Source organism: Empedobacter sp. UBA5528 (assembly GCF_002426075.1).
Lineage (GTDB): Bacteria > Bacteroidota > Bacteroidia > Flavobacteriales > Weeksellaceae > Empedobacter > Empedobacter falsenii_B.
In genome coordinates this window covers 21,197-47,089 of the sequence record NZ_DINY01000047.1, presented here as the reverse complement: position 1 = coordinate 47,089, position 25,893 = coordinate 21,197, and the positions used below count along the sequence as shown (strand labels likewise).

The window sequence follows — 25,893 nt, the reverse complement described above, 5'->3', positions numbered from 1 at the left end:
TCACATTTATAATTTTTAAATATCACTAAACTTATAGACTGTTGAATGTTAAAATTTTTTAAAACAAAAGATAGTTGAGTAAACTTGTAAAAATAGGAAGATTTGTAATGCGTAAAAGTATGTTTATCGCTGGATTAATAGCGGTTTTTACTTTGATCGTTGCATTGATTATTCAAGTTTTTACTTCGTATTACATTTACAATTATCAAGGAAATATTCCGTCAGATTATCGTGTGGCAGTTGTTTTTGGTGCAAAAGTGCAAGCTAATGGACAACCAACTCGTTTTTTGAAAGATCGTTTGGATGCTGCAATTCGACTTTACAAAGAGGATCAAGTGGATGTAATTTTACTTTCTGGAGAAAAACTTCACGAGAATTTTAATGAAATTGATGTGATGGAAAAATACTTGTTGGATAGAGGTGTCAAAATTGAAGATACTTATCTAGATGGAGCAGGTTTGGATACATATAGCACAATCTACAGAACCAAAAATATTTATCAATTTGATAAAGTGATTTTAATTTCTCAATCTTATCATCTCAAAAGAGCGCTTTTCTTAGGAAAAGTTTTCGGATTGGATTGTATTGGATATAATGCGGATAGCGGACCTTATAAAACGGAAGGTAAACAGAGTTTTAGAGAAATTTTAGCGAATATAAAAGCTTTGTTGGATATTGGTAATGAAAGAGCGCCAGAAGTGATTATAGCGCCTAAAAAATAAAAAAAACTCCGCTCAAAATTTTGAGCGGAGTTTTTAGTTTAATATTCTGTTAAAGTAACAATATCAGTTGTAAAAGATGTTAATTTATCTTTACCATGTAGGAAAGTTAAATCAACAATAAAAGAAAACTGTGTTGTTTTTCCACCACATTTTTCTACCAATTTAGCACAAGCTTCGGCAGTTCCACCAGTTGCTAAAACATCGTCGTGAATTAGAACTCGCGCACCATCTTTGATGTAATTCGAATTTACTTCGATAGTTGCTTGTCCATATTCCAAATCATAAGATTGACTAATTGTTGGAGGAGGTAATTTACCAGCTTTACGAATTAATACAAAAGGAACTTTTAATTTTTGTGCAATCTGAATTCCGTACAAAAATCCACGGCTTTCAATTCCACAAACAATATCCACTTTACCTTTTGCTTTTTCTACAAAAGCGTCTACAATTTCATTCGAAAGTTCAGAATTTAAGAACAATGGAGTAATGTCTTTGTAGACAATTCCTTCTTTTGGAAAATCGATAACGTCTACAATCGTTTGATTGATTTTTTCTTGAAGTGTTGACATTCGTTTTTAATCATGTTTTGTTAAGGAACAAATTTAATGAGAAATCATTTGCAAGAATTTGTTTTAACGAATAATTAATGATTCTAAATAATATTATAAACCTAAACTTGTCCAAATACGTTCTGGAATACGAACAGGACGACGAGTTTCGGCATCAATACAACATAAAATAGTGTATCCTTGATTAATTATTTTTCCCACTTCATTATATATATTGTAATCAAATCGAATGCGAACACCTTTGTCACGCTCATGAACTGTTGTTTCAATTTCGATTAATTCATCGTACAAAGCGCTACCAATATATTTTGTATGCATTTCAATAATTGGCATCTGAATTCCCATTGCTTCCAATTCAGCATAAGGAAAACCACGTTTGCGCATCAATTCTACACGACCAATTTCATAAAACTCAGGATAATTTCCATAATAAACCACTTTCATTTGATCGGTGTGTTTATATAGAATACGAGTTTTGGTGCGAAAAACATTTAATTGTTCGGTTTCTTCTATCTTCTCCATAATTTTCTAAAACATCATTTTAATCTTCAAAAGTAGAGAACAAAAAAAAGACTTTATCATTAATTATATAAAAAATGAAAAAGTCTATTCAGTAATTTTTTTGTAATCCATCCAACTAAAAGAAGTTTGCGAAGAATCTTTTTGCTCTTCTTTTAAGAAATCATATTGAATTTGAATAATTGTTTTGAAAGTAGGATTTGCTATTTCATAATAAAAAGTCCTTACATTTTTTTCTTCACCTTGTTCAATTCGTAAAAGAGAAAAATTATTTTTGATGCCCAAATCATTTAAATGATTTTCTACTTTGATAATTGCGAAGTCAATTTTTTCTTGTGTAATTTCCATAGTGATACAAAAATAAGAATTAATAGTTTTATAAGCCAAAATATGTCCGAAAAGATTATCTTTGCAGTATTTTTATTTTATCTAAAACTACTTATTGATTATTTTTAATTATACAAAGTATTTTTTAATATATCAATACCTAAATCATTTTTTTTATTCAAAATTTGTTCACAATTTTGTAGAGAAGGGTTGATGAAAATTTAACATTGACTTTCAGTATTTTACATTAAAACTTAAGCACTTTTGGACAATATTATGACGATAACTGCAAATTCTGTGTGGGAAAAATGCTTGTCTTTTATAAAAGACAACATTGCAGAAGATGCCTTCAATACTTGGTTTGTACCGATACGTCCGGGCAAACTAAATAATAATGTTTTAACAATACAAGTACCAAGTAAATTTTTTTACGAATGGTTAGAGGAGCATTATATCAAAATTTTAAAAAGTGCCTTACAAAAAGAATTAGGTTCTGATGCAAAATTGGTATACAGTATTTTGATGGATCAAAAGTCGCAAGGACGTGAGCCATTCACGGTACGTATTCCAAGTTCGAACAAAGAAAAACCTCGCCCACAAGAGGTAGAAGCGCCAATTAATTTGCAAGCTGGTAAAATGATGAATCCTTTCGTTATTCCAGGATTGCAAAAATTAAAAATTGATTCGCAATTAAATCATAATTATACATTCAATAATTTTATCGAAGGAGAATCAAACCGATTAGCACGTGCGGCTGGTCGTGCGATTGCCAAACGCCCAGGAGGAACTTCGTTCAATCCACTATTCATCTATGGTGGAGTAGGGTTAGGAAAAACTCATTTGGTGCATGCGATAGGTTTAGAAGTAAAAGATTTACACCCAGAGAAAACTGTTTTGTATGTTTCAACTGAGAAATTTACACAACAATTTATTGAAGCTGTAAAAAATAATAATCAAAATGATTTCATTCACTTTTATCAAATGATTGATGTTTTGATTATGGATGATATTCAGTTTTTATCTGGAAAAGCAAAAACGCAAGAAGTTTTTTTCCATATATTTAACCATTTACATCAAAGAGGAAATCAGATTATTTTGACTTCGGATAAATCTCCAGCAGATATTCAAGATATGGAAGATCGATTAATTTCTCGTTTCAAATGGGGATTATCAGCCGATTTGCAAAACCCTGATTACAATACACGTCTTTCAATTTTGAAACAAAAATTAGAAAACGATGGTATCGAATTTCCTGATGAAGTAATGGATTATATCGCACAAAATATTGATACAAATGTGCGTGAATTAGAAGGTTCATTAAACTCAATCATTGCGCAAGCAACGTTGAATAAACGTGAAATTACCTTAGATTTAACATCACGTACGTTATCTAAATTAGTACAAACAGCTCGCAAAGAAATCTCGATTGATTACATTCAGAAAACAGTTTGTGAATACTTTAAAGTGAAGATTGAAGATATTCAGTCAAAAACACGTAAACGTGATGTCGTACAAGCGCGTCAATTAGCAATGTATTTTGCAAAACAATATACAAAAGCGTCTTTGGCAAGTATTGGAACACAAATCGGTAAACGTGATCACGCAACAGTTTTACACGCTTGTAAAACAGTGAAAAATTTACAAGAAACGGACAAGCAATTTCGTGGTTATATTGAAGATATTTCACGTAAAATTTCAGATTAATCTATAAATATTTTTTCAATGAAAATTTTGATGGTTTGTTTAGGTAATATTTGTCGTTCTCCGTTGGCAGAAGGAATTTTACAATCAAAGGTTGGCGACAATCATTTGGTAGATTCTGCTGGTACGGGTGATTGGCATGTTGGTGAACAACCAGATAGACGCTCGGTTGCGGTTGCTAAAAAATATGGTGTTGATATTTCTGATCAACGTGCAATGCTTTTCAATCCAATTTTTTTCGATGAGTTTGATTTAATCTTTGCAATGGATAAACAAAATTTAATTAATTTGCAACAATTAGCTCGAAGCGAAGAGGAGCAAAGTAAAATCAAATTGATCTTGAAAGATGGAATAGGGCAAACGCAAAATGTTCCTGATCCTTACTACGATGGAGAAGATGCTTTCGAGCATGTTTATCAATTATTAGATGAAGCCACAGACGGAATCATCAAAAAATATAATCTTTAAAATTATACAATGAAAACGGCTAAAGTTTATTTGATTCCTTCACTTTTAGGTGAAAGCGAACACAGTAGAGTATTGCCTTTATACAATCTTGACATTATTCGAGCAATTGATACGTTTGTGGTAGAAAACGAAAAATCTGCACGTAAATTTATCAAACAAGTTTGCCCCGAAAAAGTTCAAGCCGATTTAGATATTTACATTCTAAACAAAGATACAGAGCCAGAAGAAATGTTAGATTTGATCAAATTATTTGATCAAAACAAAACGATCGGAATTATTTCCGAAGCTGGTTTGCCTGCGGTTGCAGATCCGGGTGCGCAGTTGGTAAAAGTTGCGCAACAGAAACGCATCCAGGTAGTTCCTTTGGTTGGTCCATCGTCGATTTTGTTGGCGTTAATGGCTTCTGGAATGAATGGTCAAAACTTTGCTTTTCACGGTTATTTACCAATCGATAAAACAGAACGTAAAAAGAAATTAGCGCATTTGGAAGCTGAAAGCGCGAAAACGGGAATTGCTCAAATTTTTATGGAAACGCCTTATCGTAACAATCAAATGGTAGACGATTTAACGAAGATTCTTCGTGCCGAAACCAAGATTTGTGTCGCGTGCCACATTACATTAGAGGACGAAGATATCCGCACGTTATCGATCAAAGAGTGGAAAAATGAAAAGTATGATTTTCATAAACGTCCTGCTATTTTTGTGATGCAAGCTTAAAATTTTATAATATAGATCAACACTTCGTGTTGCTTTTCACGAGTCGTTTATCCAAAGTAAATAAAATAGCCAACTTGAAAAAGTTGGCTTTCTCGTATAATCGTTTTTTGCGGTGAAAATAGTTGAAGTGAGAAAATTAAAAAGTTTATTCTTTTATACGATTCTTCAAATCCATTTCCGCACCGAGAATTCTTGTTATTTCAATTTCATCTTTAGTTAGAATTCTATAAAAGATAATGTGTTGATTGGCTAAAAATCCGTAAAGTTCAGAATTAATCTCACTATAATTTCTTCCAATCATGGGGTTTTCGGCTAATAACTGACAAAAATTGATTAGTTCTTCATAATATTTATCCGCTTGATTCTGTGACCACAATTCAAACGTATATTCATATATTTTCGAAAGATCTTCAACAGCTTTATTTGTCAAGAAATACTTAGCCATTATTTTTTATTTTGGCTTTCAAAGTTTCGAGGTGTTTTTTTGCATCAAAATCCTCTGCAATTCCACTATCTATACCTTCTTGTATCGAATTTTTCAATAACTGAATTTTATCTTCTTCTTCTTCCAAAAGTCTCAAACCAGCTCTAATAACCTCACTTGCATTTTTGTATCTTCCTTGAGAGACTTTTGTATCAACAAATTCTTCAAAATAATTTCCCAAAGAAACAGATGTATTTCGTCCCATAACGTCTTATTTAGTTTAATAAAATAAAGTTACCAAATTTTGGTAACTATTGCTAATGTTTTAATATTGAATTTGTTTTATTTAGAAAATAGGTGGTATAGGATTCTCAATTTTATTTCTTTTTATATAATAAACTGTCATTAAAATGATACATAATGTAGCGATTGTAGTTATTCCGGTTAAAAAATAGTAGGTGGTTTTGTGCGTATTATAACTTAATAAAATTTTATTTTCTTTCTCTATTTGAACTATATCCAAGTTATTTTTATTAGAATTTGAAGGTGAAAAATATACTTTTACTTTGTCACCGTGACTAATATTATTATCAAGCTCTGAATAATTTTTAGTCATTTTGTATACTGCGAGATTTTGAGGATAATTAGAAAGTTTTAAAAAGAATATTTTAGAATTTTTGTTTGAATTTATAATACCTTTATTTGTTATTATACCTTCAACTTGCGAATATTTAGATAAATCTTTAGAAGCTTGATTATAAAAAATATAAGTTAGTAGGGTAAAGAGTGTGATACCAAATAGTATTGCAAATACATTTATAATTTTTGTAAACATTAATTGGATTTTGTAAGATATTTCAAGTTATATTCAAATTTACAACTATAATTTTGGTTTTAAAGTTTAATAATCAAACAAATTCAACCTATATTTAAGTTAAAATCATCCAATATGAGAAAAATAGAACAACTTTTTAGTGAATATGGAGAAAGTCATCAAAATGGAACAAACAAAACTATTCATTGGATTTGTGTTCCTTTAATCTTTTGGACGATTCTTGGTTTTATATCCTACATTCCAGCGCCGCATTTGTATGTTCAGAACTTTGGTTATATCAGTATAGCTTCAATCATTGCATTGGTTATTGTTTCAATATTTTATTTTAGATTATCGGTTGTCGTTGGTTTCATTATGATTTTTCTAATGTTGATTATGGAATATTTTATTTCGTTGTGCAATGTGCAATTCGGTACAAAATCTTGGTTAGTTTATTTGGTAGTATTTATTATCACGTGGATTTTACAATTCGTTGGACACAAAATATAAGGGAAGAAGCCAAGTTTTCTCAAAGATTTACAATTTTTGTTGGTTGGTCCTATTTGGTTGTTAGGTTTTATTTTGAGAAAAGTTGGTATAAAGTATTAATCTATTTCTTACTCAAAATTTCATTTACTTTTTTCTCAATGGCCTCTGATAATCTGCTAAAACCTAAATCATTTGGATGAATTCCGTCTGTAGAACCTTCGTTATCCGAACCAATTAAATTATCACCTTTCAATAAATACAAATCTTTTATGCCTTCTTTTATCAACGCATCGTATTGGGCTCGATAGGTTTGATTTTGTCTTGTCATATCTTCGTGAGCGATTAAATCAAATTTACTCATTGGTCGAATCAAGCTTTCTACCATCAAGATTGGTGTTTTTGGATGATATTTTCGGAGTAATTTGACGAACGGAATTGTTCTACTTTTGATCTCTTCGGGTGAACTATTTGGAACACAATCCAAGATAAACAAATCAACCCCTTGAATATCTTTGATCATTTCAGCCAATTCAATTTCAATTTTTGCACTTCCACTCAAATCAAGATTAATGAATTCATAGCCTGTTTTTCGTGTTAAAATAGAAGGATAATTCATTCCAGGACGACTTGCCGAAGCACCTTGCACAATGCTTGAACCATAAACCACGATTTTCTTTTTATACGCAATCGGTTGATTGATAAAATTAGCGGAAGCATCAATTCCTATTTTTAAATCTGTAATTTCGTTCCAAAGTGGCAAATAAAGTATGAATTCCTTTTCTGTCTTTGATAAATTCTTGACGATATCAATTCACTTTTGATATTTTGCTGATTTGGTAAAGCCGCACCTGCAAAAATCCACTTTCCGTTTTCTTTGATATACAAATCAAACCCACGCGCCATAATTCCAGTTGTATTCGCGCCCAAATAAGTAGAACGAGTTGTCCAATCCAGTTTTATTTGTGAAGTATTCGATTTGAATATAACATATAATCCAGCGGGAGCAGTAAATAAACCTTTTACTTTTTCAGGAAGATTTGCGTATTTGTTGGTATCGATTCTATGGTAAAAAGGTGTATTATCAAAGGCTTTTCCTTGTACAGTAAATTCTTTGTTCGTGATATATTTGATTTGTCCAACTACGTGAAAAGAACAAATAAGTGCAAAAAACAGAAAGAATTTTCTCATTGGTTATAATTGATTAAAGGTTAAAATTAAAAAAAGACTTCCAATTTGGAAGTCTTTTTTTTGTTTCATGTGTTTGTCTTAAGCGTGTTTACACTTTAAGGTCTGTATGAGCGCCTAAAAGTGTTTTATTTTCTTCGATAATTGGATCAACCAAATCTTTTAAGAATTCTTCTGTTTGTTCAGAAGCAAATCCTGTAAAGTTTTTCGGATCTAATAATTCGACTAATTTCTCTTTGTCAATTTTTACATTTTCATCGGCAATGATACGTTCAATTAAATCGTTAGATTTTCCTTCCATTTTCACTTGTTTTGCAGCTTCCATAGAATGTGTACGGATAATTTCGTGTAATTCTTGACGATCTCCACCATTTTTAACACCTTCCATAATGATATATTCGGTTGCCATAAATGGTAATTCTTCCGCGATATGCTTCTCGATGATTTTAGGATAAACGACTAAACCATCTAAAATATTGTTCCAAATGATTAAAATTGCATCAATCGCTAAAAATGCTTGAGGTACTGCTAAGCGTTTGTTAGCCGAATCGTCCAACGTTCTTTCGAACCATTGAGTTGAAGCAACCATTGCAGGAGAAGTTGCTAAGGACATCACGTATTTCGCTAAAGAGGCGATACGCTCTGAACGCATAGGATTGCGTTTGTATGCCATTGCAGAAGATCCAATTTGATTTTTTTCGAAAGGTTCTTCAATCTCTTTTAAATTTTGTAATAAACGCAAGTCGTTTGTAAATTTATGTGCAGATTGTGCAATGTTTGATAATAATTCTAATGCTTGAGCATCAATTTTACGATCGTAAGTTTGTCCTGAAACTGCAAAAACATTTTTGAATCCGAAACGTTCAGATAATTTTTTGTCTAATGTTTTTACTTTTTGGTAATCTCCATCAAATAATTCTTTGAAAGAAGCCGCTGTTCCAGTTGTTCCTTTTACACCGCGAAAACGTAACGTATCTATTCTGAATTCTAATTCTTCTAAATCTAATAAAACAGATTGTAACCAAAGTGTTGCACGTTTTCCAACGGTTGTTAATTGTGCTGGTTGGAAATGCGTAAATCCTAAAGTTGGTAAATCTTTGTATTGACGCGCAAATTTTGCTAAACCATCAATCACATTGATTAATTGTCCTTTTACATGTTGAAATCCATCACGAATCTGAATCAAATCTGTGTTATCGCCAACAAAAGCCGAAGTAGCGCCTAAATGAATAATTGCTTTTGCGCTTGGTGCAACATCTCCGTACGTATGCACGTGAGCCATTACATCGTGACGAAATTTCTTTTCGTAAGCCGCAGCAACATCATAATCAATATTAGTTGCATTATTTTTTAATTCTTGAATTTGTTCGTCTGTAATATCTAATCCAAGTTCCTTTTCAATTTCTGCCAAAGCAATCCAAAGCTGTCTCCATGTTGTAAATTTTTTCTCAGGAGAAAAGATATATAGCATTTCGTCGCTACAATATCTCGATTCTAAAGGATTTTGATACTTGTTCATTGTATTTGTTTGTTTTGTTTTTTAAAATTTTTTCAAAATGGTTTGCACATCTTTCACATAATAACCTTCGAAAAGGTAAGCGTGTATCAGCAATGGAAATAATTGTGCAATTGGTAAACGCTCTTCGAAATTTGGTGCTAAAGGATTATTTTCGTGATAGGCATCAAAAAATACATCATCAAATCCTCCAAAAAGCTTTGCAATAGCCAAATCCATTTCGCGATGACCATAATAAATTGCAGGATCTATAACCGAGAATTCGCCTTTTTTGTTGGCTAAAATATTTCCATTCCAAAAATCTCCATGCAATAAAGCAGGTTTTTCTTCTGGAAATATCGAATTCAATTGTTTACATAAACTCTCTGCAGATTTTATTTGTTTTGAATTGATTAATTGTTTGTTTTGCAATAGTTTCATCATTGGCATGATGCGATTTTTTGCATAAAATTCGCTCCAAGAATCTGTTAAACTATTCGGCTGAACGACAATTGCAATGTAATTATCTTCTGACCAACCAAATTGTTTACTTGTATTTTGATGAAGTTTTGCTAAATTTTTTCCTAAGTTTTCCCAATTTACAACAGTTGGAGTAGAGGTTTCCATCCATTCTAATAATAAATATTGAAAATCTTTTCCAGCTTCGCCAACATTTACCACTTTCGGAACCGAAAATGTTTTGGTCTTTTTGATGGCTTCTAAAGCACGTGCTTCTTTCTTGAAAAGATGAGGAAAGTTGTTTGCGGAATTTACCTTTAAAAAATATTTTTTATCAAACGATTCTAATCGAAAAGCATCGTTAATATCACCACCTTTCATCGGGACGATAGAATCTATACCTAAATTCAATTGTTTTAATCGTACTAAAATTTCGTTCATAAAAATATCTCATAAAGTTATAGCCCAACAAAAGTCAGGCTATACTATTTAATTTATTAAAATAAAGTTGTTCTAATAATGTTTTGAGAACGCTCTGGTCCAACCGAAACTAAATAAACTTCGATTCCTAAGTATTTCTCAATGTAGTGAATGTAATCTTGCGCTGTTTGCGGTAACTCATCAAAAGATTTTACGTTTGTAATATCTTCTTTCCATCCTGGTAATTCGTCGTATTGCGCTTCGTAATCAGCTAATTTAGTTGTAGAAGAAGTGAAATAATCAATGATTTTTCCGTCTTCTGTTTTGTAACCTGTACAAACTTTTACTGTATCAATATTCGACATTACATCTAATTTAGTAATTACTAAATGTGTAATTCCATTAATCATACAAGCGTGTTTCAATGCAACTAAATCTAACCAACCTGTGCGGCGTGGACGACCTGTCGACGCTCCGAATTCGTGACCAACTTGACGAATTTGTTCTCCTAATTCGTTGTCCAATTCTGTTGGGAAAGGACCGTTACCAACGCGTGTACAATATGCTTTCGAAACTCCAATCAAATTTTTCAATTTTGTAGGAGGAACTCCAGCACCAACACAAACTCCACCTGTTGTTGGAGAAGATGATGTAACGAATGGATATGTACCAAAATCGATGTCTAACATTAATGCTTGAGCACCTTCGAATAATACATTTTTACCTTCGTCAATTGCGTGGTTAATTTCTAACTCAGAATCTAAGATACGTTCTTTCAAACGCTCACCATAAGCTAAATATTTTTCGTAAATGTCTTCGAATTTTAATGGTTCTTTATTGAATAATTTTTCGAATAAAGCATTTTTAACCACTAAATTTTCTTTGATTTTTTCTGCTAAAACTTCAGGATTTAATAAATCAATTGCACGAATACCAACGCGCGCTACTTTATCCTCATAACAAGGACCAATTCCGCGTTTTGTTGTACCAATTTGACTATCTTTTCCTGCAAATTCTTCACGATATTCGTCTAACAAAATGTGATAAGGCATGATGATATGCGCTCTTCTCGAGATAAAAACGTGATCTGTAGATAAACCTTTTGCTTCTAATTGTTCAGTTTCTGCAAAAAAAGCTTCAGGATTTACTACGACACCATTCGCAATAATACATTTTCCTTTGCATTGTAAAACTCCAGAAGGTAATAAGTGTAAGACAAATTTATCATCGCCTACATATACCGTATGACCAGCGTTGTTACCACCTTGGTAGCGTACAACATAATCCGATTTTTCGGCTAATACATCTGTAATTTTTCCTTTTCCCTCGTCACCCCATTGAAGACCGACTACTACGTGTGTTGACATATTGTTTGTTCGTTATTTGATTTGGAATAAAAATGAAACTAATCATCTTTTCTTGGTTCACTGCAAAGGTAATTTAAACCTTGTCTTAAACAAATTTAAAACTCAATTTAGCACGATTATTTTTCAAGATTTTGTTAATAATTTTTCAAGATAAAATTAACCGAAAAATAACCGAATCCATTCAAATAAAAAGCGTATTTTTACAAACTTTTACACCAAAAATTTCTATAATGAAAATTGAAATCTGGTCGGATGTAATGTGTCCGTTCTGTTATATCGGAAAAAAACATTTTGAACAAGCTTTAACGCAAATTCCTTATCAAGATAAAATACAGGTTGAATGGAAAAGTTTTCAGTTAAATCCTGATTTATCAAAAACTGAAATTACTTCTGTCAATGATTATTTAATCAAAACAAAAGGAATTTCGGAAGAACAAGTTTCGGCAATGAATAATCAATTGGCTGAAATGGGAAAAGTTGTTGGAATTGATTTTCAACAACAAAATTCTAAAGTTGTCAATACGGGTGATGCTCACCGATTGATTCATTTTGCGCAAGCGAATGGAAAAGGTTCGGAAGCAGAAGAAAGACTTTTTAAAGCGTATTTTACAGAAGGTAAAAATGTAGCTGATTATGAAGTTTTGGCTGAATTGGGAGAAGAAATTGGTTTGAACAAAACCGAAGTTCTTGAAATGCTAAATTCTGATGCAAATGTTTTTGAAGTTGCTTCGGATATTTTAGATGCGCGTAATATTGGTGTTTCTGGCGTTCCGTTTTTCGTAATTGACCGTAAATATGCACTTTCTGGTGCTCAACCAGTCGAGTATTTCGTTTCTGCTTTGACACAAGCTTACGAAAAAGATCATTTGGACCAACCACAAAATGGTGCTTCTTGTGATGTAGACGGAAATTGTGATTAATACAATTTGCAAATAAATATAGAAAAGGACTTTAATTGAAGTCCTTTTTTTCGTTTTATATTGATTGATAATTTTCTAAAAATTGTACAATTTTTTCTGCTAATTGATTTTTATGAAAAGAGCTTTTCAAAGTTTTATATTCAATATCAGTCAACAGAAGATCATTCGTTCAATTTTAATTTTGGGCGAAGAATTCAACGACCAGCTTTTTGGGAATTAAATCCAAATAAATGGTATAGTAATCCTATTTCTTACACAGAAGGAAATCCTTTTATGCAACCAGCTTTTGTGTATAATTTCGAGTTAAGTTATGGATTCAAAGATTATTTACAAGCAAAAGTTTATTATCAAAATATACAAGATGATTTTGGTCAAATTGCCTTTCATCAAGAACAAGAATTGGATGGAAAATAGAGAAAAAACAAAAAATCTCAGAGCAAAATACTCTGAGATTTTTTTATGTCTAATTCTTCAATGCTTCAAAAATTTTATCTGCTATTTTAGGGTAATTACTTTCGTTTGTTAATATTTTTCGGTCATCGTCATTTGTCAAATAACCGATTTCAATCATAATAATTGGAACTTGTGAATCTCGTAATATTTTCGAATTTGTTTCAACAATTCCTAAGTTTTCAAAACCTAAAGAACTTATACTTGTTCCAATTTTTTCGCCAAGTATTTTACATTCTTCGAAAGTAGGATTCAATGGAGAAAGGTGAATTTCTGTTCCTTTTTTCGAATCTTTTACATTATAATTTGCGTGAATTGATAAAACCAAATCAGGTTTTATTTCATTAATCATTTTCGCACGACTTGTATTGATAATTTGTTCGTCACCTTTTCTCAATAATACAAAATCAATATCTGTAAAAGGATTTTTTTCTTGAATAATTTCTGCAATTTTCAGCGCAATATCTTTTTCCTGAAATTCATCTTTTTTTACGCCAGTATCTGTTCCTCCATGTCCAGCGTCCAAAAGGATTACGCGCTTTGTAGAAAGTGTTTTATTTTCGATAAAATTTGTTTGTGCAAAAAGACTTGTTGTTAAAATTAAACAAAAGATCTGTAATAGTTTTTTCATGGTTGTTCAGATTAAATTGACCAACTTTAAGCAATAATTGTGCTTATTTTTCTAAAAAAATGGTTAAAAAAACTTTTTTTAAAACAAACCTCGCGCTTTTATCTCTAAATATTTATTGATTAAGTTAATAGACAATTCTTGTGGTTCGCAGTAAATCGTTAAAATCCCGAATTGATGCAAACGATTTATGATTAATTCTTTGTCGTAATTAAACTTTTCGGCAATTGTTTGATCGTAAATATCAGTAGTAGTCTTTGCTTTCTGATGATTAAGTTTTTTCAATTCCGAATTTTTAAATAGAATCAAAACGACAACATGCGATTTTTTAATCAATTTCAGATATGGTAATTGACGTTCCAAACCATCAATTGTTTCAAAATTGGTATAAATAAATAAAAGCGATCGTTGCGTTAATTTTCGTTTGATATAGGCATACAATTGTCCAAAATCACTTTCCAAAAAATCAGTTTGTACATTGTATAATTTCTCCAAAATCAATTGCATTTGATGATTTTTTCTATCCGCAACAACGTGATCTTGAATTCTTTTATTAAATGTTATTAAACCTGCTTTTTCATTTTTTTGAAGTGAAATATTTGCGACAACTAAGCTAGAATTGATTGAATAATCCAACAATTTTAAACCATCAAAAGGCATTCGCATCGTTCTCCCTAAGTCAATTAACGAATAAACAGGCTGCGATTTTTCTTCCTGAAATTGATTGACCATCAGTCGATTTGCTTTTGCCGTTGCTTTCCAATTGATTAAACGATATTCGTCACCAATCGTATAATTTTTTATATTTTCAAATTCTGTATTTGTTCCAATTTTTCGAATCCTTTTCATTCCAAATTGATTCTGTAACTGAGCGGTAGAATATAATTGAAACTGTTTTAATTGCAAATAAGAAGGATAACAAGCAATCGAAATTGGTTCGTTTATTTTGATCTTTTTCTCAATCAATCCAAAAACAGAAATAAATACATTTGTTAATCCAAATTTATATGAACCTCGTTCTGTTGGTCGAATTTTGAAATCAAATTTAGTATTTTGACTACTTTTAAATCGTTTTCTAAACTGAAAATCTCTTAATTGTAATTGAACAGGAAACTCTTCTATAATCCTTACATTTAGAGGGAATTGATAATGATTTGTTACGAAAAGTTCCAATTCATTTTCATCACCATTTGAAAGTCGTTCTGGATAATTTCGAAGAACTTCAATGGAAGTTTTAGGAATATAAACCAAAAATATTTCGACAATAACACTGACGATAAAGACAAGTGTCAAAATCTTTGCAATAATGTAAATAGGAGATAGAAAAAATGCAATCACATAACAAAATGCAATGAATAATCCCGCATAAAAAAAGCGATTGGTAAGAAATAAGCTTCTGAAAAATTTCATTAACGAGGAATTTCTACGCGATCAATAATTTGCTGAATAATATGTTGTGTTGTAAAACCTTCCATCTCTTTTTCAGGAACCATCACAACGCGGTGTCCCAAAATTGTATGCGCAATTTGCTTGATATCTTCTGGAATCACAAAATCGCGTCCATTCACCGCTGCATTTGATTTTGCAGCATCTAAAATCGCGATAGAAGCACGTGGCGATGCACCCATATACAAGGTTTGATCGATTCTGGTTTGATGAACAATTGTCGCAATATACGTAATCAACGCTTCGTGTACGAAAACTGATTTTATGCGATCTTGGAACTCAATAATTTCATTTCCTGAAATTACTTTTTCTACCAACGTTTCTTTGTCAATATTTTTGCGTTCTTGTTGTTCTTTCAATAATTCAATTTCACTTTCTAACGAAGGATATTTGACATAAATCTTAAACATAAAACGATCCAATTGTGCTTCTGGTAAGCGATACGTTCCTTCTTGCTCGATTGGATTTTGAGTTGCAAAAACTAGAAAAGGAGCTTGTAAAGGATAAGTTGTTCCATCAACCGTCACTTGTTTTTCTGACATCGATTCGAATAAAGCCGCTTGAGTTTTTGCAGGCGAACGGTTAATCTCATCAATTAAAATAATATTCGAAAAAATTGGTCCTTTTTTGAACTCAAATTCATTGATTTTAGAATTTAAAATAGACGTTCCAATCACATCAGAAGGCATTAAATCTGGCGTAAACTGAATTCTACTAAAACCAGAATCTATCGTTTTTGCCAACAATTTTGCCATCATTGTTTTGGCAACTCCAGGCAAACCTTCTATCAGAGAATGTCCGTTAGAAAGCAAAGCCAAAATTAATTGATCGATAATATCATCTTGTCCGACAATTACCTTTTTCAATTCATTTTTTACAGTTTGCATTTTATGTTGTACATCCGAAAAATCGACTCTATTTTCGAATGGTTGATATGTATTTTCGCTCATTAGATATTTGCTTTTTGTTTATAGTTTTCGATGATTTGATACACAATTTTCAAATCGTGTTCATTTGGTTGATTTTTTTGATAAATATTTTTCAGAATCGTGAATTTTTCAAGACATTCTTCTTGGCTCAAATTTGCTTTTTGTGCAACAATTTCAATGAATTGTTTGTTTGTAATATCGTCTGTTTCGATTAAAAATGTTTTTCTCAATTTGTATAAAAAATAATCGATTTTCTTTGAAACAATGTCTTTTACTTCGCCATTTTCTTGGTATAAAGAGGAAATTGTCTTAGCAAATTCGACGGTATGATTTTCTTCTTTGGTATAAATTGGAATGATGCGTTGTTCGCGTTTGCTTCTAAAAATTAAAAAGAAGAAAAGTAAAACCAATAACGTAATCCAAGCAGCTTTTAGAGCTGGTTCGCTCATTATGAAACGCATCATTGATGAACTTCCTGCATAAGTTTTCGAGGTATTGTACCAAAAAATAGTTTTCCCTTTCAGTGGTTCTAAAACTGATTTAGCATAGAAATAACTGTCCTCATTTAACAAATAATAATTGGTAAAATAAAGCGGTTCTGCGTGATATAAATAATAACCTTTATAATTTTTTGGTTTGATTTTTAAATAATTTGGGTAAGCCTTATCTTTATAAGTAATTGTTCCAAAAATTTCAGAATCATTTGTGATATCGCTAAAATAGTGATGTTCGATTTCTTTTTTCTTCTTTATTTTGAACAATTTATTTGTTCTAAGTTCAAAATTATCATTAATATTTATTGTCTGATTGTACAAGATATTCTCTTCAGATTCCGTAGAATCAGTTGTTGGCGTATCTGTAGAATACGTTTCTTCGTTAATATCTTCTTTTCCATTTGTGTCATCACCAAAATTGTCATAATAATCTGCAATCATCACAATTCCACCATTTTCGGCAATTTTGCTCAATAAATTTTTAGAAACTGTATCAAAATAAATTTCAGAACCGAGCACAACAACTGCATAATCTTTTGCTTTTTTAGGATCAATTTTTAATTCAGAAAGTTTTTCCAAATCTTTCATTTTCCCATTAGATAACTTCCCAAGTTCTTCGTGCATAATAAATAATCCGTACGGATCTTTACTATTTTGATAAAGGCTTACATTCCATGATTTAGGAAGCTTATAACGAAGTTTTGAGAAAGAAAATATAAAAATTCCGATCAATAAAATAGCGCCTAATAGAATACCTAATTTCTTTTTCATGAGGCTAAATATTGGTTAAACTGATTGAAATTTGTCTTGAATTCGTGGTATTTATTTTCATCAATTTTAAATTCTCCAAACCAAACTTGATTGAAAATTTTAGTATTTTGATTGAATAAAATCTTTGATTTTTCGTCTTTTATTTGATTGATAAATTGTTGATTTGTTTTCTTCGGATCCCATTCAATCCAACCTTTTTTATCTAAATTTTGTAGATTTTGATAATGCAAATAACGAATTGCTAAAGCAAAATTTTGTTCTGTTTCTGCTTTATTGATTAATGAATTCAAATTAACTTCGGCTAAATTTTCTTCGATAAAATCAAAATCAGATTCGTCATATAATTTTTTCGAATTTCGTTTAAGAATTCCACCATTTTTGTAAATACGTGTGGCAAGAAAAATTAAGAATAATCCAATTACAAAATAGAAAATGATTTCCCAAGGTAAATAAGAGAGAAATCTAAAAATACCTTCGATTATTTTTGAGAAAAAGCCAGGTTCGAATTCTTTTTTAGGTTTTGGAACATCATTATAATCAAATTCTTTTCCAGCATATTTTTCTTTGAATGCTTTAAATTCTGCTGTTTTTTCTTGTGCAAAAACAACGAATTGAATTAATAATAATGTAAATGTAAAAAATAGTCTAAATTGTTTCATTCGATTCTAAAGTTTGATTGAACGAAAAAGTTTTTTGTCTATTTTTTTGAATCGGATAAATGATGTAATACCAAATAATTAAGATTAATGAAAGGATTATTACCAATAAACTCAATACAATATTAACATCATATAAACGCGTAATAAAACCTTCGATAAATCCAGCTATAATAAACATTGGAACAGTGCTTAATAAAATCATTACCGCTTCTTTTGCTTTGATTGTGAGTGATTTTTTTCGCGATAAAGTTTTTGGAAACATAAAGCCATTTCCAAGCATTAATCCGCAAGCTCCAGCAATAATAATCACCGAAATTTCGATTGTTCCATGCATCCAAATTGCTGACATTGCCTTTCCCAAAACGCCTTCTTTGAAAAACATATAATGAAATGCACCTAACATAATTCCGTTCGAAAATAGAATATATCCTGATCCAATACTGAAAAATAATCCTAATGTAAAAGCAAAAAAAGCAACACGAATATTGTTGATGGTTATAGCTAATGTAGAGCCAGTCTGACTTCCTGATTTGTAAATTGCTGCAGGATCACCTTTTTTGATGTTCATTAACGTTTCGTCTACATATTGATTTCCTAAAATTAATCGTGTAAAATCTGGATCGAAATGCGATGATAAAACGCCAATTAAAACCGCTAAGGCAAAAATTAAGAATGAATACAACAACATTTTGTGATTTTTGTAGACTACATTTGGCACATCTTCTTTGAAAAATTGCACAAATTGATTCCCAGAAGTTCGTTGATCTTTGTAAATTGACTGATGCGCAAATAAAGCTAACTCGTTCAAATAATCTTTTGTCTTACTTTTTGGGTAATAAGTTTGAGCAAACGCCAAATCATTTGTAATTTCGATGTAGTTTTTTGCTAAAATATCTGGATGAACATCAATTTTATTTTTCAAATTATGTTCAATATCAGACCATTTAGACTTATTTTTATCAATAAAATGCGCTTCTCTCATTGTAGAGTAGTTGTTAGTGAACCAAATATATGAATAAACTTTTAGTCAATACACCTCAAAACGTGCAAATTGCTTATAATATTGCACCACTTGGAAAACGTTTGCTTGCGTATATCATCGATATGATTATCCGAATCATATTAGTCTACGGTATGTATTATTTCTCTGAGTTTATTCCGAATAGAGACGAATGGTTTCGTATGGGAATTTATAGTATAATAGGTTTTATATTTTTACTTTATCCGTTGGTTCTCGAGATTTTAATGAAAGGGCAAACAATTGGAAAATGGATTATGAAAATTCGTGTAATACGAATGGACGGAAATCGTGCCAATAATTTTGATTATTTCTTGCGTTGGGTAATTGGAAGTGTCGAATTGTTTTTATTTACTGGACTTATCGCGTTGATAACGATGATTATAAATAAAAATGGTCAACGTTTAGGTGATATTGTTGCGAATACATGTTTGATTGATTTGAATCCGAAATTAGCTTTATCACAAACTATTTTCGCTGAAGTTTCTGAAACCTATAAAATTCGTTTTCCCGAAGTTTATCGCCTGTCTGATCGTGATATTAATATTGTAAAAGAAAATTTTACGTCTGCATTAAACAATAATAATTATGATATTTTATTAAAATTAACGCGAAAACTGGAGGAAATAATGGAGGTGAAAAGTGATGGTTTAGGAAATATTGATTTTATTCAAGTGGTGATTCAGGATCATTATCATTACCACAAAGACAAGTAAACAGTATCTTTGCAAAAAATAAAGAATAAAATGAATTGTCCTTGTTGTTCTGGAAAAGTATATGCAACTTGTTGCGAACCTTTTCATTTGAATATTGAATTGCCAAAAACTCCCGAAGAGTTGATGCGTTCTCGTTACGCTGCTTTTGCAATGGTTTTGCCTGAATATTTAGTTGATACAACACATTCTTCTACGCAAAAAGATAATGATTTTAGTGATATCGAAGATTGGGCAAAATCGAATAAATGGTTAAAGTTAGAAATTGTTTTTGCTAAAGATAATAAAGTTCGATTTAGAGCTTATTACCAAGACAAACAAGGTGAAATCTACGAACATGATGAACTTTCTAGGTTTGTGCAAGAGAATGGCAAATGGTTTTATGTAGATGGCGAGTTTTATTGATTTTTAAAAATAAATTCAGAAAATATTATTTCAAGCGAAGTCTAGAAATTAAAAAAAATGGATATTTTTTTTGAGCAATTACTTTTACAATTCCTTCAATTTATCCTGAATTTCTGTATCATAAATTTCTAAAAAACGTTCGTCATAAGGATAAGTATCTTTGAATCCTTTCTTAATCAAAACTAAGCTTTTATTGTAATTTATTTTTGCAGAATCTTTCCAACTTTATTTTTGAAAGAAAAGTAAAGTATTGAAGCGAGAATTATCACTACAACAATAGTTAAATAGATAAAATAATTAATGTATTTCATTCTGTCTAAGATATGTAAACTTTTTGCATAAAAAAACTCAATCCATTGAATTGAGTTTTTTGTTTTCTATTTAAAATATTGTTCTGCTTCTAACACGCTTTCTGGTCGACCAACATCGATTAAAATTCCGCCAGAATGATCAAAACCAATGATAGATTCAGTTTGCATTAAATCCATATAGACTTTCATAATAGAAAATTTACCTTTCTCCGTAATTTTATAAAATAAAGTAGGAGAAATAACATGAATTCCACTAAAAGCTAAATCTTTGCAATTGTCTAAAGAATCTACAGCTTTTATTTCTTCTTCCGTTTTCAGATTTCGCCAACCTTTTAACTCATTTTGTTCATTGAAAAATAGTTTACGAGACGAATTTCGATTAGAAACTGCTAACGTTACTAACGCTTTGTTTTCTTGATGTGCTTTGATAAATTTATCAAGATTTAGATCTGTTAAAATGTCCACATTCATCACCAAAAAATCTTCCTCGAAATTAGCTTTTGCTTTAACCAAACCACCACCAGTTTCAAGAACTTGATCCGTTTCATCTGAAATAGTAATTTCAATTCCGAAATAATTATTATCTTCTAAAAACTCAATGATTTGATCTGCAAAATGATGCACGTTAATCACGATTTCATTAATTCCGAAAGATTTCAAATATTCGATATTTCGTTGCAAAAGAGGTTTTCCATTTACAACTGCTAAAGCTTTGGGATGATTGTTAGTAAATGGTTTTAAACGAGTCCCAAGACCCGCTGCAAAAATCATTGCTTTCATATTAATATGCCTCGTTTATCCAATTTTTTTCTTCTTGCACAACATGATGTAACGTAACTTGTGCTTCTGGAAATTTCTCTTGAATATGTTTTGCAGTCGCATCAGCAGAATAAACTGATCGATGTTGTCCACCTGTACAACCAAAATTAATTTCTAAATTCTCGAAACCACGCTGCAAATAATCTTCGATCGAAATGTCAATAATTTGAAAAACACCTTCTAAAAAAACTGCAATTTTAGTTTCTGTTTCCAAGTATTTTTTAATCTCTTCGTCGCGTCCTGTTTGTGTTTTATACGCTTGAATTCGACCTGGATTTAGAATTCCACGACAATCAAAAACGAAACCACCACCATTTCCAGTTGGATCGGTTGGAATTCCTTTTTTGTACGAAAAACTACGAACGTTGATATTTAATTTAGCCATTTATTTTATGATTTATGCGTTCTAACGTTTCTGGAAGAACAAGGATTTTTATAATATGTTTTAATTCTGGATAATTTTGTAATATAGGATAATCGATTATTGATTCCAAGTTTTTAATCCCAAACGAAATACTTTCTAAAAAGTGTTTTTTTCGTTCAATAATTCCTCTCAAACCATATGTTCCTAAAACTTGTAAAAGTCGAGCAACTACACAATATTCGTACGATTGACGAAAATCTATCGGAACCAAAGTCGGAATTTGTTTGGTTAATTCTTGGTAATAAAATTCATACAAATCCTTCTTAAATTCAAATGGTAAATTGGCTTTTGCTTGCCAAATTAACGAAACCAAATCATAGACAACAGGTCCATACAAACCGCCTTGATAATCGATAAAATAAGGTTCGTTTTGATGAATCATAATGTTGCGCGTTTGGAAATCTCTGAACACAAAACCTTGTGGCGAAAGTTTATCAAATTGAGACGCAAAACGATCAAAATCTTTGATTAATTTTCCTGCATTGTAATCAATTGCTAAGACATCTAAAAAGTAAAAATTAAACTGAAATAAATCTCTTAAAATTAATGTTTTATCTAATTTTGGATATGAAAAAGTGTGATTAAAATCGATTTTAGTTACACCTTGAATTTGAGCAATTGCTAATTTTTCTAAAGTCTTAAAATAATAAGGTTTTGCTTTTTCGAAATTATTCAAGACAACATTCATCAATGTTTCGTTGCCTAAATCTGTTTGAACATAGGTCGTGAAATCTTCTGAAACTGAAACAATTTCTGGAATATTATTGATAACTTTTTTTAAATCTAATGAAAACTGAATAAACACTTTATTTTCTTCGATATTAGAGCTTTCAGCCAAAATATACGGCTGATTTTGATCAAAAAATCTCGAATAAACTCGAGACGAACCTCCTCCTGAAAGTTGAGTTAAACTTTCAATTGCTTTTTGAGTAAAGTTTTCTTGCAAAAATTGAGTTGTAGTATCGTTCATCAGAATATTTTGCGAAAGTTACGCATATCAAAAATGATTTAAAAATATTTGTTTGTTGTAACTTTTTTCAAAATGCTGCATCTATTTAGTAAAAGAAAAACTAATATGAAAAAAATAGCATTTATTATTGCAATGATTTCGTTACAATCATGTATAACAGTAAAAGTTAATGCAGATGTAGATTCGAATAATTTTTATAGAAAAGTGGATAACCCAAATATCAAATCTCAAGGAACTTTTTTTGACAAAGGAGTAGGAGATTCGAAATGGTCGAATTCGAATGGCGATAATTGGACAAAAGCGAAGTTTGAAGATGCTTCTGGAACGAGTTATATCAAGTTAAACATTTCGAAAAGCTTAACTGTTAATTTTCATTCGAATATCAAATTAGAAGGCGAAATGAATTTTGAAATTGTCGATCAAAATAATGAAGTTGTGTTTAATCGTCAACTTACAAATTCGAAAGAAGAAAATTTTACAGTTGATTTGACAAAAGGTGATTATCAAGTTCGTTGGAATTCTATGAATGCAACAGGAAGTTATTTTTTGGAATGGAAACAAGATAAATAACATAAATTTTAGCATATTTTTTGGTTGGTCGATTACTTTTTTGATGTATTTTTAGAAAGATTTTAAATAAGTAATTATGTCTTTAATAGATGATTTGAAATGGCGTTACGCCACAAAAAAATATGATCCGTCTTTAATTGTTGAAGAAGAAGACGTTAAAAAAATTGTTGAAGCAGCTCGTTTAGCACCAACTTCATCAGGTTTGCAACAGTTCAGAATTTTGGTTATTAAGAACAAAGAATTGCAACAAAAAATTGTTCCGATTGCTTATGATCAGCAAGCAATTCTAGACTGTTCACACTTATTGGTTTTTGTAGCTTGGGATCGTTATACAGAAGATCGTATAGATGCAATTTACGATTATACAACGGATGAGAGAGATTTGCCAAGAGGTCGTTTTGGTTCATATACAGATAAATTGAAAGGAATTTATTTGCCTCAAACTTCTGAAGAAAATTTTGCACATACTGCTCGTCAAGCATACATTGGATTAGGTTTTGCTCTTGCTCAAGCTGCAGAATTGAAAATTGATAGTACGCCTATGGAAGGTTTTGATAATGCTGAATTGGATGATTTACTTGATTTGAAAGAAAAAGGAATGCGAAGCGTTTTAATGCTTCCTTTGGGATACAGAGACAGTGAAGATTGGCTAGCGCCAATGAAAAAAGTTAGAAATCCGATGAAGGATTTTGCTACGAAATTATATGAATAACAAAAAAGCTTTCTCAATTTTGAGAAAGCTTTTTTATTGAATCTATTTTTACAATCCCAACATTTTTGGACCTTGTTCAAAAACAACATCAACTGGAATGTTTTTTGTTTTCAAGACATCTAAATCTTTTTGTAAATCGTCGTGAATAATTCCTTTATCAGCATATAATTTTTTTACACCATCATAATCTCCATTTCCTTGAAGTGTCAAAATTAATTCTGATAAACCATTCATTGCTTTTTCCATTTTAGCTACATTTACTCTGTAACGTCCATTTGTAGTTTTTTCGAAAGCTCCATTTTCAGCAAAATAGTTAAACGCAATCATGTTTGCTTGTCCGTGTGCAGAACTTGCTCCAAAACGAACTGAACGTAAGATTCCAGCCAAGAAAGTCACAAAATAATCTTCTTGTGTTCCTGTCAATTCACCTTTTTTCAACAATTGATTCACCATATACAAACCAAGAATATCAGCTTTTCCTTCTTCTAAAGCTGAATTAGCTTCTTTTAAAGCATCGCGGACAGAACCTTTTTCATTTACTGTATTTTTGATTCCTAAACCATGCGCCACTTCGTGAAACATCACATTAGAAAAGAATGCATCAAATTTGATGTTTTTCTGTTGGCTTTCATCAATCAAAGCAGTTGCAATTGGGGCAAGAATTTTATCAAATTTCGCTTTCATAGCATTTTTTAATTGCAAACGGCGCGTTCCTTTTTCTAGTTGAACTTTTTCATCATTTGGTAAATTAATCGCAATTGTTTTTCCAGCAGCGTTACAATCTCCCGCATAATACACCACATCATACGCATTAAGATCCGAATCAGTTCCAGGAATTTCTTTTTTGTAATTTGCAGAAACAGGTAAATTCTTCTGTAATTCTGGTAAATATTGAACGAATTTTGCCAATTTTTTCGACCATTCAATATCTTTTACTAAAATATATGCAGAATATGAAGTTTTATATCCAAACAATTGATCTTCGTAATTTTCAATCGGACCAACCACCATATCAATATTTGCATTTTTCATATCCATCCAAGCCAAATCACTTGCATAAAAATCATCGCTTATCAAAGCTGCAGCACGTAATTTTAAATATTTTTTAAGCCCAGCATCTTCTGCTAATTCTGATGCTTTTGTTAAATATTCAGCGGCTTTTGATAATTGATTTTTGAAATTTTCGTGGTATGGAATCGAATATAATTTTCCTTCACGATTACGACGAATAATTGAGTAAGGAGATTTACCATCTTTGATATTTGCTTGTTCAAATTCCTCTTTCGTCATATCAATTGGATAGAAAGTTGCACCAGCAGGTTTTGCTCCAATACCGTTTATAAAAGGCGTTTCGTTATTCAATCTATCCCAAGGACCGTAGTTTATTTTTGCATATTCTTTGGCTTCACCTTTCGTTTCGTCCATCAAATCTATTTTAGCACCATAAGCTTGTTGCCAAAATAAATCGTCCATAATATCTGCCGTTTTGAACATCAAACGTAAAATCTCTTTTTCGTTTTTTGTTAAATGCGAAATATCTGTTGTTAATGGAACTTGAGCATAATATTGAAAAGCGTAATCTTTTGTCATTTCTATTGAGGTTTGAGTTGATTCTGCTGCTGTTTTTTGAGTTGAACAAGAGCTTAAAACTCCAGCAAAAGCAATCATTCCTAAGAATATTGATGATTTTTTCATTTTGAATGTTTTGGTAAATTTACAACGAAGAATCAAACTAAAAATCATTCTTATTTTTTTTATCCATAAAAATATAATTTAAAATAACCAAGAATCCTGACTCCTAATCCAAAAATTAAAAAGCTTTAGAATGCAATTGTAAGAAGTTAGAGATAGAGCTTTTTTCTTATTCAGATTATCACAAATTTTTGCATTGCTCCCAAGTTTTGATATTAATTCAATTAAAAAATCTCAACTTCTATTGAAATTGAGATTTAATATGGGTGAATGATGGGTCTCGAAC

Annotated in this window: 31 protein-coding genes and 1 pseudogene; 11 read left to right on the top strand and 21 right to left on the bottom strand. The window is 31.0% G+C overall.

The features are described from left to right. Positions 1-74: 74 nt before the first annotated feature. Positions 75-722, top strand: a complete 648-nt coding sequence (locus tag B4L98_RS10830; protein WP_286495865.1) for a SanA/YdcF family protein — start codon at positions 75-77, stop codon at positions 720-722. A 38-nt stretch (positions 723-760) separates the two neighbouring features. On the opposite strand, the gene B4L98_RS10825 is transcribed toward B4L98_RS10830, so the two are convergent. From B4L98_RS10825 to B4L98_RS10815, 3 genes are all read right to left on the bottom strand, one after another. Continuing rightward, complete coding sequence (locus B4L98_RS10825; protein ID WP_219035195.1) at positions 761-1,291, bottom strand: adenine phosphoribosyltransferase; 531 nt, start codon at positions 1,289-1,291, stop codon at positions 761-763. 93 nt (positions 1,292-1,384) lie between these two features. Beyond that, complete coding sequence (locus B4L98_RS10820; protein WP_125349076.1) at positions 1,385-1,813, bottom strand: acyl-CoA thioesterase; 429 nt, start codon at positions 1,811-1,813, stop codon at positions 1,385-1,387. 84 nt (positions 1,814-1,897) lie between these two features. Next, positions 1,898-2,158, bottom strand: coding sequence for a hypothetical protein (locus B4L98_RS10815; RefSeq protein WP_038333588.1), 261 nt, complete (start codon positions 2,156-2,158; stop codon positions 1,898-1,900). A 255-nt stretch (positions 2,159-2,413) separates the two neighbouring features. On the opposite strand from B4L98_RS10815, the gene dnaA reads away from it, so the two are divergent. Genes dnaA through B4L98_RS10800 form a run of 3 tightly spaced genes read left to right on the top strand, consistent with a single transcriptional unit; the run spans position 2,414 to position 5,023 of the window. After that, positions 2,414-3,841, top strand: coding sequence for a chromosomal replication initiator protein DnaA (gene dnaA, locus B4L98_RS10810; RefSeq protein WP_286495871.1), 1,428 nt, complete (start codon positions 2,414-2,416; stop codon positions 3,839-3,841). 18 nt (positions 3,842-3,859) lie between these two features. Next, complete coding sequence (locus B4L98_RS10805; protein ID WP_291060038.1) at positions 3,860-4,306, top strand: low molecular weight protein-tyrosine-phosphatase; 447 nt, start codon at positions 3,860-3,862, stop codon at positions 4,304-4,306. A 9-nt stretch (positions 4,307-4,315) separates the two neighbouring features. Continuing rightward, positions 4,316-5,023, top strand: coding sequence for an SAM-dependent methyltransferase (locus B4L98_RS10800; protein ID WP_286495863.1), 708 nt, complete (start codon positions 4,316-4,318; stop codon positions 5,021-5,023). Between the two features lie 145 nt (positions 5,024-5,168). Here the strand turns inward: B4L98_RS10800 and B4L98_RS10795 are convergent, their stop codons facing one another. From B4L98_RS10795 to B4L98_RS10785, 3 genes are all read right to left on the bottom strand, one after another. Beyond that, on the bottom strand, positions 5,169-5,468 hold the full coding sequence (locus B4L98_RS10795; RefSeq protein ID WP_219034672.1) for a type II toxin-antitoxin system RelE/ParE family toxin: 300 nt from the start codon (positions 5,466-5,468) through the stop codon (positions 5,169-5,171). Further along, positions 5,461-5,712: a type II toxin-antitoxin system ParD family antitoxin gene (locus B4L98_RS10790; protein WP_219034673.1), complete on the bottom strand. Its 252-nt coding sequence runs from the start codon at positions 5,710-5,712 to the stop codon at positions 5,461-5,463. The genes B4L98_RS10795 and B4L98_RS10790 overlap by 8 nt, the downstream gene beginning before the upstream one ends. An 81-nt stretch (positions 5,713-5,793) precedes the next feature. After that, positions 5,794-6,282, bottom strand: a complete 489-nt coding sequence (locus tag B4L98_RS10785; RefSeq protein ID WP_286495862.1) for a hypothetical protein — start codon at positions 6,280-6,282, stop codon at positions 5,794-5,796. Between the two features lie 114 nt (positions 6,283-6,396). Between B4L98_RS10785 and B4L98_RS10780 the strand changes: the two genes are divergently transcribed. Continuing rightward, positions 6,397-6,771, top strand: a complete 375-nt coding sequence (locus B4L98_RS10780; RefSeq protein WP_286495861.1) for a DUF962 domain-containing protein — start codon at positions 6,397-6,399, stop codon at positions 6,769-6,771. Positions 6,772-6,871: 100 nt separating this feature from the next. Here the strand turns inward: B4L98_RS10780 and B4L98_RS10775 are convergent, their stop codons facing one another. The 5 genes and pseudogenes from B4L98_RS10775 to B4L98_RS10755 all read right to left on the bottom strand — a co-directional run bounded on the left by B4L98_RS10775 (position 6,872) and on the right by B4L98_RS10755 (position 11,676). Further along, a complete protein-coding gene (locus B4L98_RS10775; RefSeq protein ID WP_286495860.1) occupies positions 6,872-7,510 on the bottom strand; it encodes an SGNH/GDSL hydrolase family protein in 639 nt (212 codons plus the stop codon). Then, positions 7,511-7,938: pseudogene (locus B4L98_RS10770) on the bottom strand (SGNH/GDSL hydrolase N-terminal domain-containing protein); the annotation flags it as partial. Positions 7,939-8,026: 88 nt separating this feature from the next. Beyond that, on the bottom strand, positions 8,027-9,454 hold the full coding sequence (purB, locus tag B4L98_RS10765) for an adenylosuccinate lyase (protein ID WP_125349080.1): 1,428 nt from the start codon (positions 9,452-9,454) through the stop codon (positions 8,027-8,029). Between the two features lie 21 nt (positions 9,455-9,475). Then, complete coding sequence (locus B4L98_RS10760) at positions 9,476-10,330, bottom strand: fructosamine kinase family protein (RefSeq protein WP_286495858.1); 855 nt, start codon at positions 10,328-10,330, stop codon at positions 9,476-9,478. A 56-nt stretch (positions 10,331-10,386) separates the two neighbouring features. Then, entirely contained in the window at positions 10,387-11,676 is a 1,290-nt protein-coding gene (locus tag B4L98_RS10755; protein WP_219034680.1) for an adenylosuccinate synthase, read from the bottom strand. Between the two features lie 230 nt (positions 11,677-11,906). Between B4L98_RS10755 and B4L98_RS10750 the strand changes: the two genes are divergently transcribed. Beyond that, on the top strand, positions 11,907-12,596 hold the full coding sequence (locus tag B4L98_RS10750; protein WP_286495857.1) for a DsbA family oxidoreductase: 690 nt from the start codon (positions 11,907-11,909) through the stop codon (positions 12,594-12,596). 60 nt (positions 12,597-12,656) lie between these two features. Then, on the top strand, positions 12,657-13,010 hold the full coding sequence (locus B4L98_RS10745) for a TonB-dependent receptor domain-containing protein (RefSeq protein ID WP_185144102.1): 354 nt from the start codon (positions 12,657-12,659) through the stop codon (positions 13,008-13,010). Positions 13,011-13,059: 49 nt separating this feature from the next. Here the strand turns inward: B4L98_RS10745 and B4L98_RS10740 are convergent, their stop codons facing one another. The 6 genes from B4L98_RS10740 to B4L98_RS10715 all read right to left on the bottom strand — a co-directional run bounded on the left by B4L98_RS10740 (position 13,060) and on the right by B4L98_RS10715 (position 18,955). Then, positions 13,060-13,677, bottom strand: coding sequence for an N-acetylmuramoyl-L-alanine amidase (locus B4L98_RS10740; protein ID WP_125349084.1), 618 nt, complete (start codon positions 13,675-13,677; stop codon positions 13,060-13,062). A 78-nt stretch (positions 13,678-13,755) separates the two neighbouring features. Then, entirely contained in the window at positions 13,756-15,084 is a 1,329-nt protein-coding gene (locus B4L98_RS10735; protein ID WP_219034682.1) for a DUF58 domain-containing protein, read from the bottom strand. Further along, positions 15,084-16,070 carry an AAA family ATPase gene (locus tag B4L98_RS10730; protein WP_286495856.1) on the bottom strand — a complete coding sequence of 329 codons (987 nt, stop codon included), beginning with the start codon at positions 16,068-16,070 and terminating at the stop codon, positions 15,084-15,086. Before B4L98_RS10730 ends, B4L98_RS10735 begins: the two co-directional genes overlap by 1 nt. Continuing rightward, positions 16,070-17,314: a hypothetical protein gene (locus tag B4L98_RS10725; protein WP_286495855.1), complete on the bottom strand. Its 1,245-nt coding sequence runs from the start codon at positions 17,312-17,314 to the stop codon at positions 16,070-16,072. Before B4L98_RS10725 ends, B4L98_RS10730 begins: the two co-directional genes overlap by 1 nt. Continuing rightward, positions 17,311-17,973: a hypothetical protein gene (locus tag B4L98_RS10720; RefSeq protein WP_280036848.1), complete on the bottom strand. Its 663-nt coding sequence runs from the start codon at positions 17,971-17,973 to the stop codon at positions 17,311-17,313. Before B4L98_RS10720 ends, B4L98_RS10725 begins: the two co-directional genes overlap by 4 nt. Next, positions 17,960-18,955: a stage II sporulation protein M gene (locus B4L98_RS10715; protein ID WP_219034685.1), complete on the bottom strand. Its 996-nt coding sequence runs from the start codon at positions 18,953-18,955 to the stop codon at positions 17,960-17,962. Before B4L98_RS10715 ends, B4L98_RS10720 begins: the two co-directional genes overlap by 14 nt. A gap of 29 nt (positions 18,956-18,984) precedes the next feature. Between B4L98_RS10715 and B4L98_RS10710 the strand changes: the two genes are divergently transcribed. Both B4L98_RS10710 and B4L98_RS10705 read left to right on the top strand, forming a co-directional pair. Then, positions 18,985-19,707 (top strand): RDD family protein, encoded by a 723-nt coding sequence (locus B4L98_RS10710; RefSeq protein ID WP_219034686.1) that lies wholly within the window; start codon positions 18,985-18,987, stop codon positions 19,705-19,707. A gap of 30 nt (positions 19,708-19,737) precedes the next feature. Further along, positions 19,738-20,109 carry a YchJ family protein gene (locus tag B4L98_RS10705; RefSeq protein WP_219034687.1) on the top strand — a complete coding sequence of 124 codons (372 nt, stop codon included), beginning with the start codon at positions 19,738-19,740 and terminating at the stop codon, positions 20,107-20,109. Between the two features lie 377 nt (positions 20,110-20,486). On the opposite strand, the gene B4L98_RS10700 is transcribed toward B4L98_RS10705, so the two are convergent. From B4L98_RS10700 to B4L98_RS10690, 3 genes are read right to left on the bottom strand one after another with little or no spacing between them, the layout of a single operon-like run. Next, positions 20,487-21,200, bottom strand: coding sequence for a nucleotidyltransferase family protein (locus B4L98_RS10700; protein WP_291072402.1), 714 nt, complete (start codon positions 21,198-21,200; stop codon positions 20,487-20,489). A 1-nt stretch (position 21,201) separates the two neighbouring features. Continuing rightward, positions 21,202-21,624: a RapZ C-terminal domain-containing protein gene (locus B4L98_RS10695; protein ID WP_291062258.1), complete on the bottom strand. Its 423-nt coding sequence runs from the start codon at positions 21,622-21,624 to the stop codon at positions 21,202-21,204. Further along, the gene (locus tag B4L98_RS10690; RefSeq protein ID WP_291078210.1) at positions 21,617-22,633 is read right to left on the bottom strand and encodes an aminoglycoside phosphotransferase family protein; all 1,017 of its coding nucleotides are present in this window, start codon (positions 22,631-22,633) and stop codon (positions 21,617-21,619) included. Before B4L98_RS10690 ends, B4L98_RS10695 begins: the two co-directional genes overlap by 8 nt. Before the next feature lie 105 nt (positions 22,634-22,738). Here B4L98_RS10690 and B4L98_RS10685 point away from each other — a divergent pair, with 105 nt between their 5' ends. Next, a complete protein-coding gene (locus B4L98_RS10685; protein WP_291078208.1) occupies positions 22,739-23,203 on the top strand; it encodes a hypothetical protein in 465 nt (154 codons plus the stop codon). Positions 23,204-23,279: 76 nt separating this feature from the next. Next, complete coding sequence (locus B4L98_RS10680) at positions 23,280-23,915, top strand: NAD(P)H-dependent oxidoreductase (protein WP_291062254.1); 636 nt, start codon at positions 23,280-23,282, stop codon at positions 23,913-23,915. Between the two features lie 48 nt (positions 23,916-23,963). Here the strand turns inward: B4L98_RS10680 and B4L98_RS10675 are convergent, their stop codons facing one another. Beyond that, positions 23,964-25,610, bottom strand: coding sequence for a dipeptidyl-peptidase 3 family protein (locus tag B4L98_RS10675; RefSeq protein WP_125349098.1), 1,647 nt, complete (start codon positions 25,608-25,610; stop codon positions 23,964-23,966). Positions 25,611-25,893: the final 283 nt, after the last annotated feature.

Bases quoted from the DNA above. Each gene is read 5' to 3' on its own strand.
- B4L98_RS10825 (WP_219035195.1), bottom strand. From the start codon at position 1,291: ATGTCAACACTTCAAGAAAAAATCAATCAAACGATTGTAGACGTTATC.
- B4L98_RS10820 (WP_125349076.1), bottom strand. From the start codon at position 1,813: ATGGAGAAGATAGAAGAAACCGAACAATTAAATGTTTTTCGCACCAAA.
- B4L98_RS10815 (WP_038333588.1), bottom strand. From the start codon at position 2,158: ATGGAAATTACACAAGAAAAAATTGACTTCGCAATTATCAAAGTAGAA.
- dnaA (WP_286495871.1), top strand. From the start codon at position 2,414: ATGACGATAACTGCAAATTCTGTGTGGGAAAAATGCTTGTCTTTTATA.
- B4L98_RS10805 (WP_291060038.1), top strand. From the start codon at position 3,860: ATGAAAATTTTGATGGTTTGTTTAGGTAATATTTGTCGTTCTCCGTTG.
- B4L98_RS10800 (WP_286495863.1), top strand. From the start codon at position 4,316: ATGAAAACGGCTAAAGTTTATTTGATTCCTTCACTTTTAGGTGAAAGC.
- B4L98_RS10795 (WP_219034672.1), bottom strand. From the start codon at position 5,468: ATGGCTAAGTATTTCTTGACAAATAAAGCTGTTGAAGATCTTTCGAAA.
- B4L98_RS10790 (WP_219034673.1), bottom strand. From the start codon at position 5,712: ATGGGACGAAATACATCTGTTTCTTTGGGAAATTATTTTGAAGAATTT.
- B4L98_RS10785 (WP_286495862.1), bottom strand. From the start codon at position 6,282: ATGTTTACAAAAATTATAAATGTATTTGCAATACTATTTGGTATCACA.
- B4L98_RS10780 (WP_286495861.1), top strand. From the start codon at position 6,397: ATGAGAAAAATAGAACAACTTTTTAGTGAATATGGAGAAAGTCATCAA.
- purB (WP_125349080.1), bottom strand. From the start codon at position 9,454: ATGAACAAGTATCAAAATCCTTTAGAATCGAGATATTGTAGCGACGAA.
- B4L98_RS10760 (WP_286495858.1), bottom strand. From the start codon at position 10,330: ATGAACGAAATTTTAGTACGATTAAAACAATTGAATTTAGGTATAGAT.
- B4L98_RS10755 (WP_219034680.1), bottom strand. From the start codon at position 11,676: ATGTCAACACACGTAGTAGTCGGTCTTCAATGGGGTGACGAGGGAAAA.
- B4L98_RS10750 (WP_286495857.1), top strand. From the start codon at position 11,907: ATGAAAATTGAAATCTGGTCGGATGTAATGTGTCCGTTCTGTTATATC.
- B4L98_RS10740 (WP_125349084.1), bottom strand. From the start codon at position 13,677: ATGAAAAAACTATTACAGATCTTTTGTTTAATTTTAACAACAAGTCTT.
- B4L98_RS10735 (WP_219034682.1), bottom strand. From the start codon at position 15,084: ATGAAATTTTTCAGAAGCTTATTTCTTACCAATCGCTTTTTTTATGCG.
- B4L98_RS10730 (WP_286495856.1), bottom strand. From the start codon at position 16,070: ATGAGCGAAAATACATATCAACCATTCGAAAATAGAGTCGATTTTTCG.
- B4L98_RS10725 (WP_286495855.1), bottom strand. From the start codon at position 17,314: ATGAAAAAGAAATTAGGTATTCTATTAGGCGCTATTTTATTGATCGGA.
- B4L98_RS10720 (WP_280036848.1), bottom strand. From the start codon at position 17,973: ATGAAACAATTTAGACTATTTTTTACATTTACATTATTATTAATTCAA.
- B4L98_RS10715 (WP_219034685.1), bottom strand. From the start codon at position 18,955: ATGAGAGAAGCGCATTTTATTGATAAAAATAAGTCTAAATGGTCTGAT.
- B4L98_RS10710 (WP_219034686.1), top strand. From the start codon at position 18,985: ATGAATAAACTTTTAGTCAATACACCTCAAAACGTGCAAATTGCTTAT.
- B4L98_RS10705 (WP_219034687.1), top strand. From the start codon at position 19,738: ATGAATTGTCCTTGTTGTTCTGGAAAAGTATATGCAACTTGTTGCGAA.
- B4L98_RS10700 (WP_291072402.1), bottom strand. From the start codon at position 21,200: ATGAAAGCAATGATTTTTGCAGCGGGTCTTGGGACTCGTTTAAAACCA.
- B4L98_RS10695 (WP_291062258.1), bottom strand. From the start codon at position 21,624: ATGGCTAAATTAAATATCAACGTTCGTAGTTTTTCGTACAAAAAAGGA.
- B4L98_RS10690 (WP_291078210.1), bottom strand. From the start codon at position 22,633: ATGAACGATACTACAACTCAATTTTTGCAAGAAAACTTTACTCAAAAA.
- B4L98_RS10685 (WP_291078208.1), top strand. From the start codon at position 22,739: ATGAAAAAAATAGCATTTATTATTGCAATGATTTCGTTACAATCATGT.
- B4L98_RS10680 (WP_291062254.1), top strand. From the start codon at position 23,280: ATGTCTTTAATAGATGATTTGAAATGGCGTTACGCCACAAAAAAATAT.
- B4L98_RS10675 (WP_125349098.1), bottom strand. From the start codon at position 25,610: ATGAAAAAATCATCAATATTCTTAGGAATGATTGCTTTTGCTGGAGTT.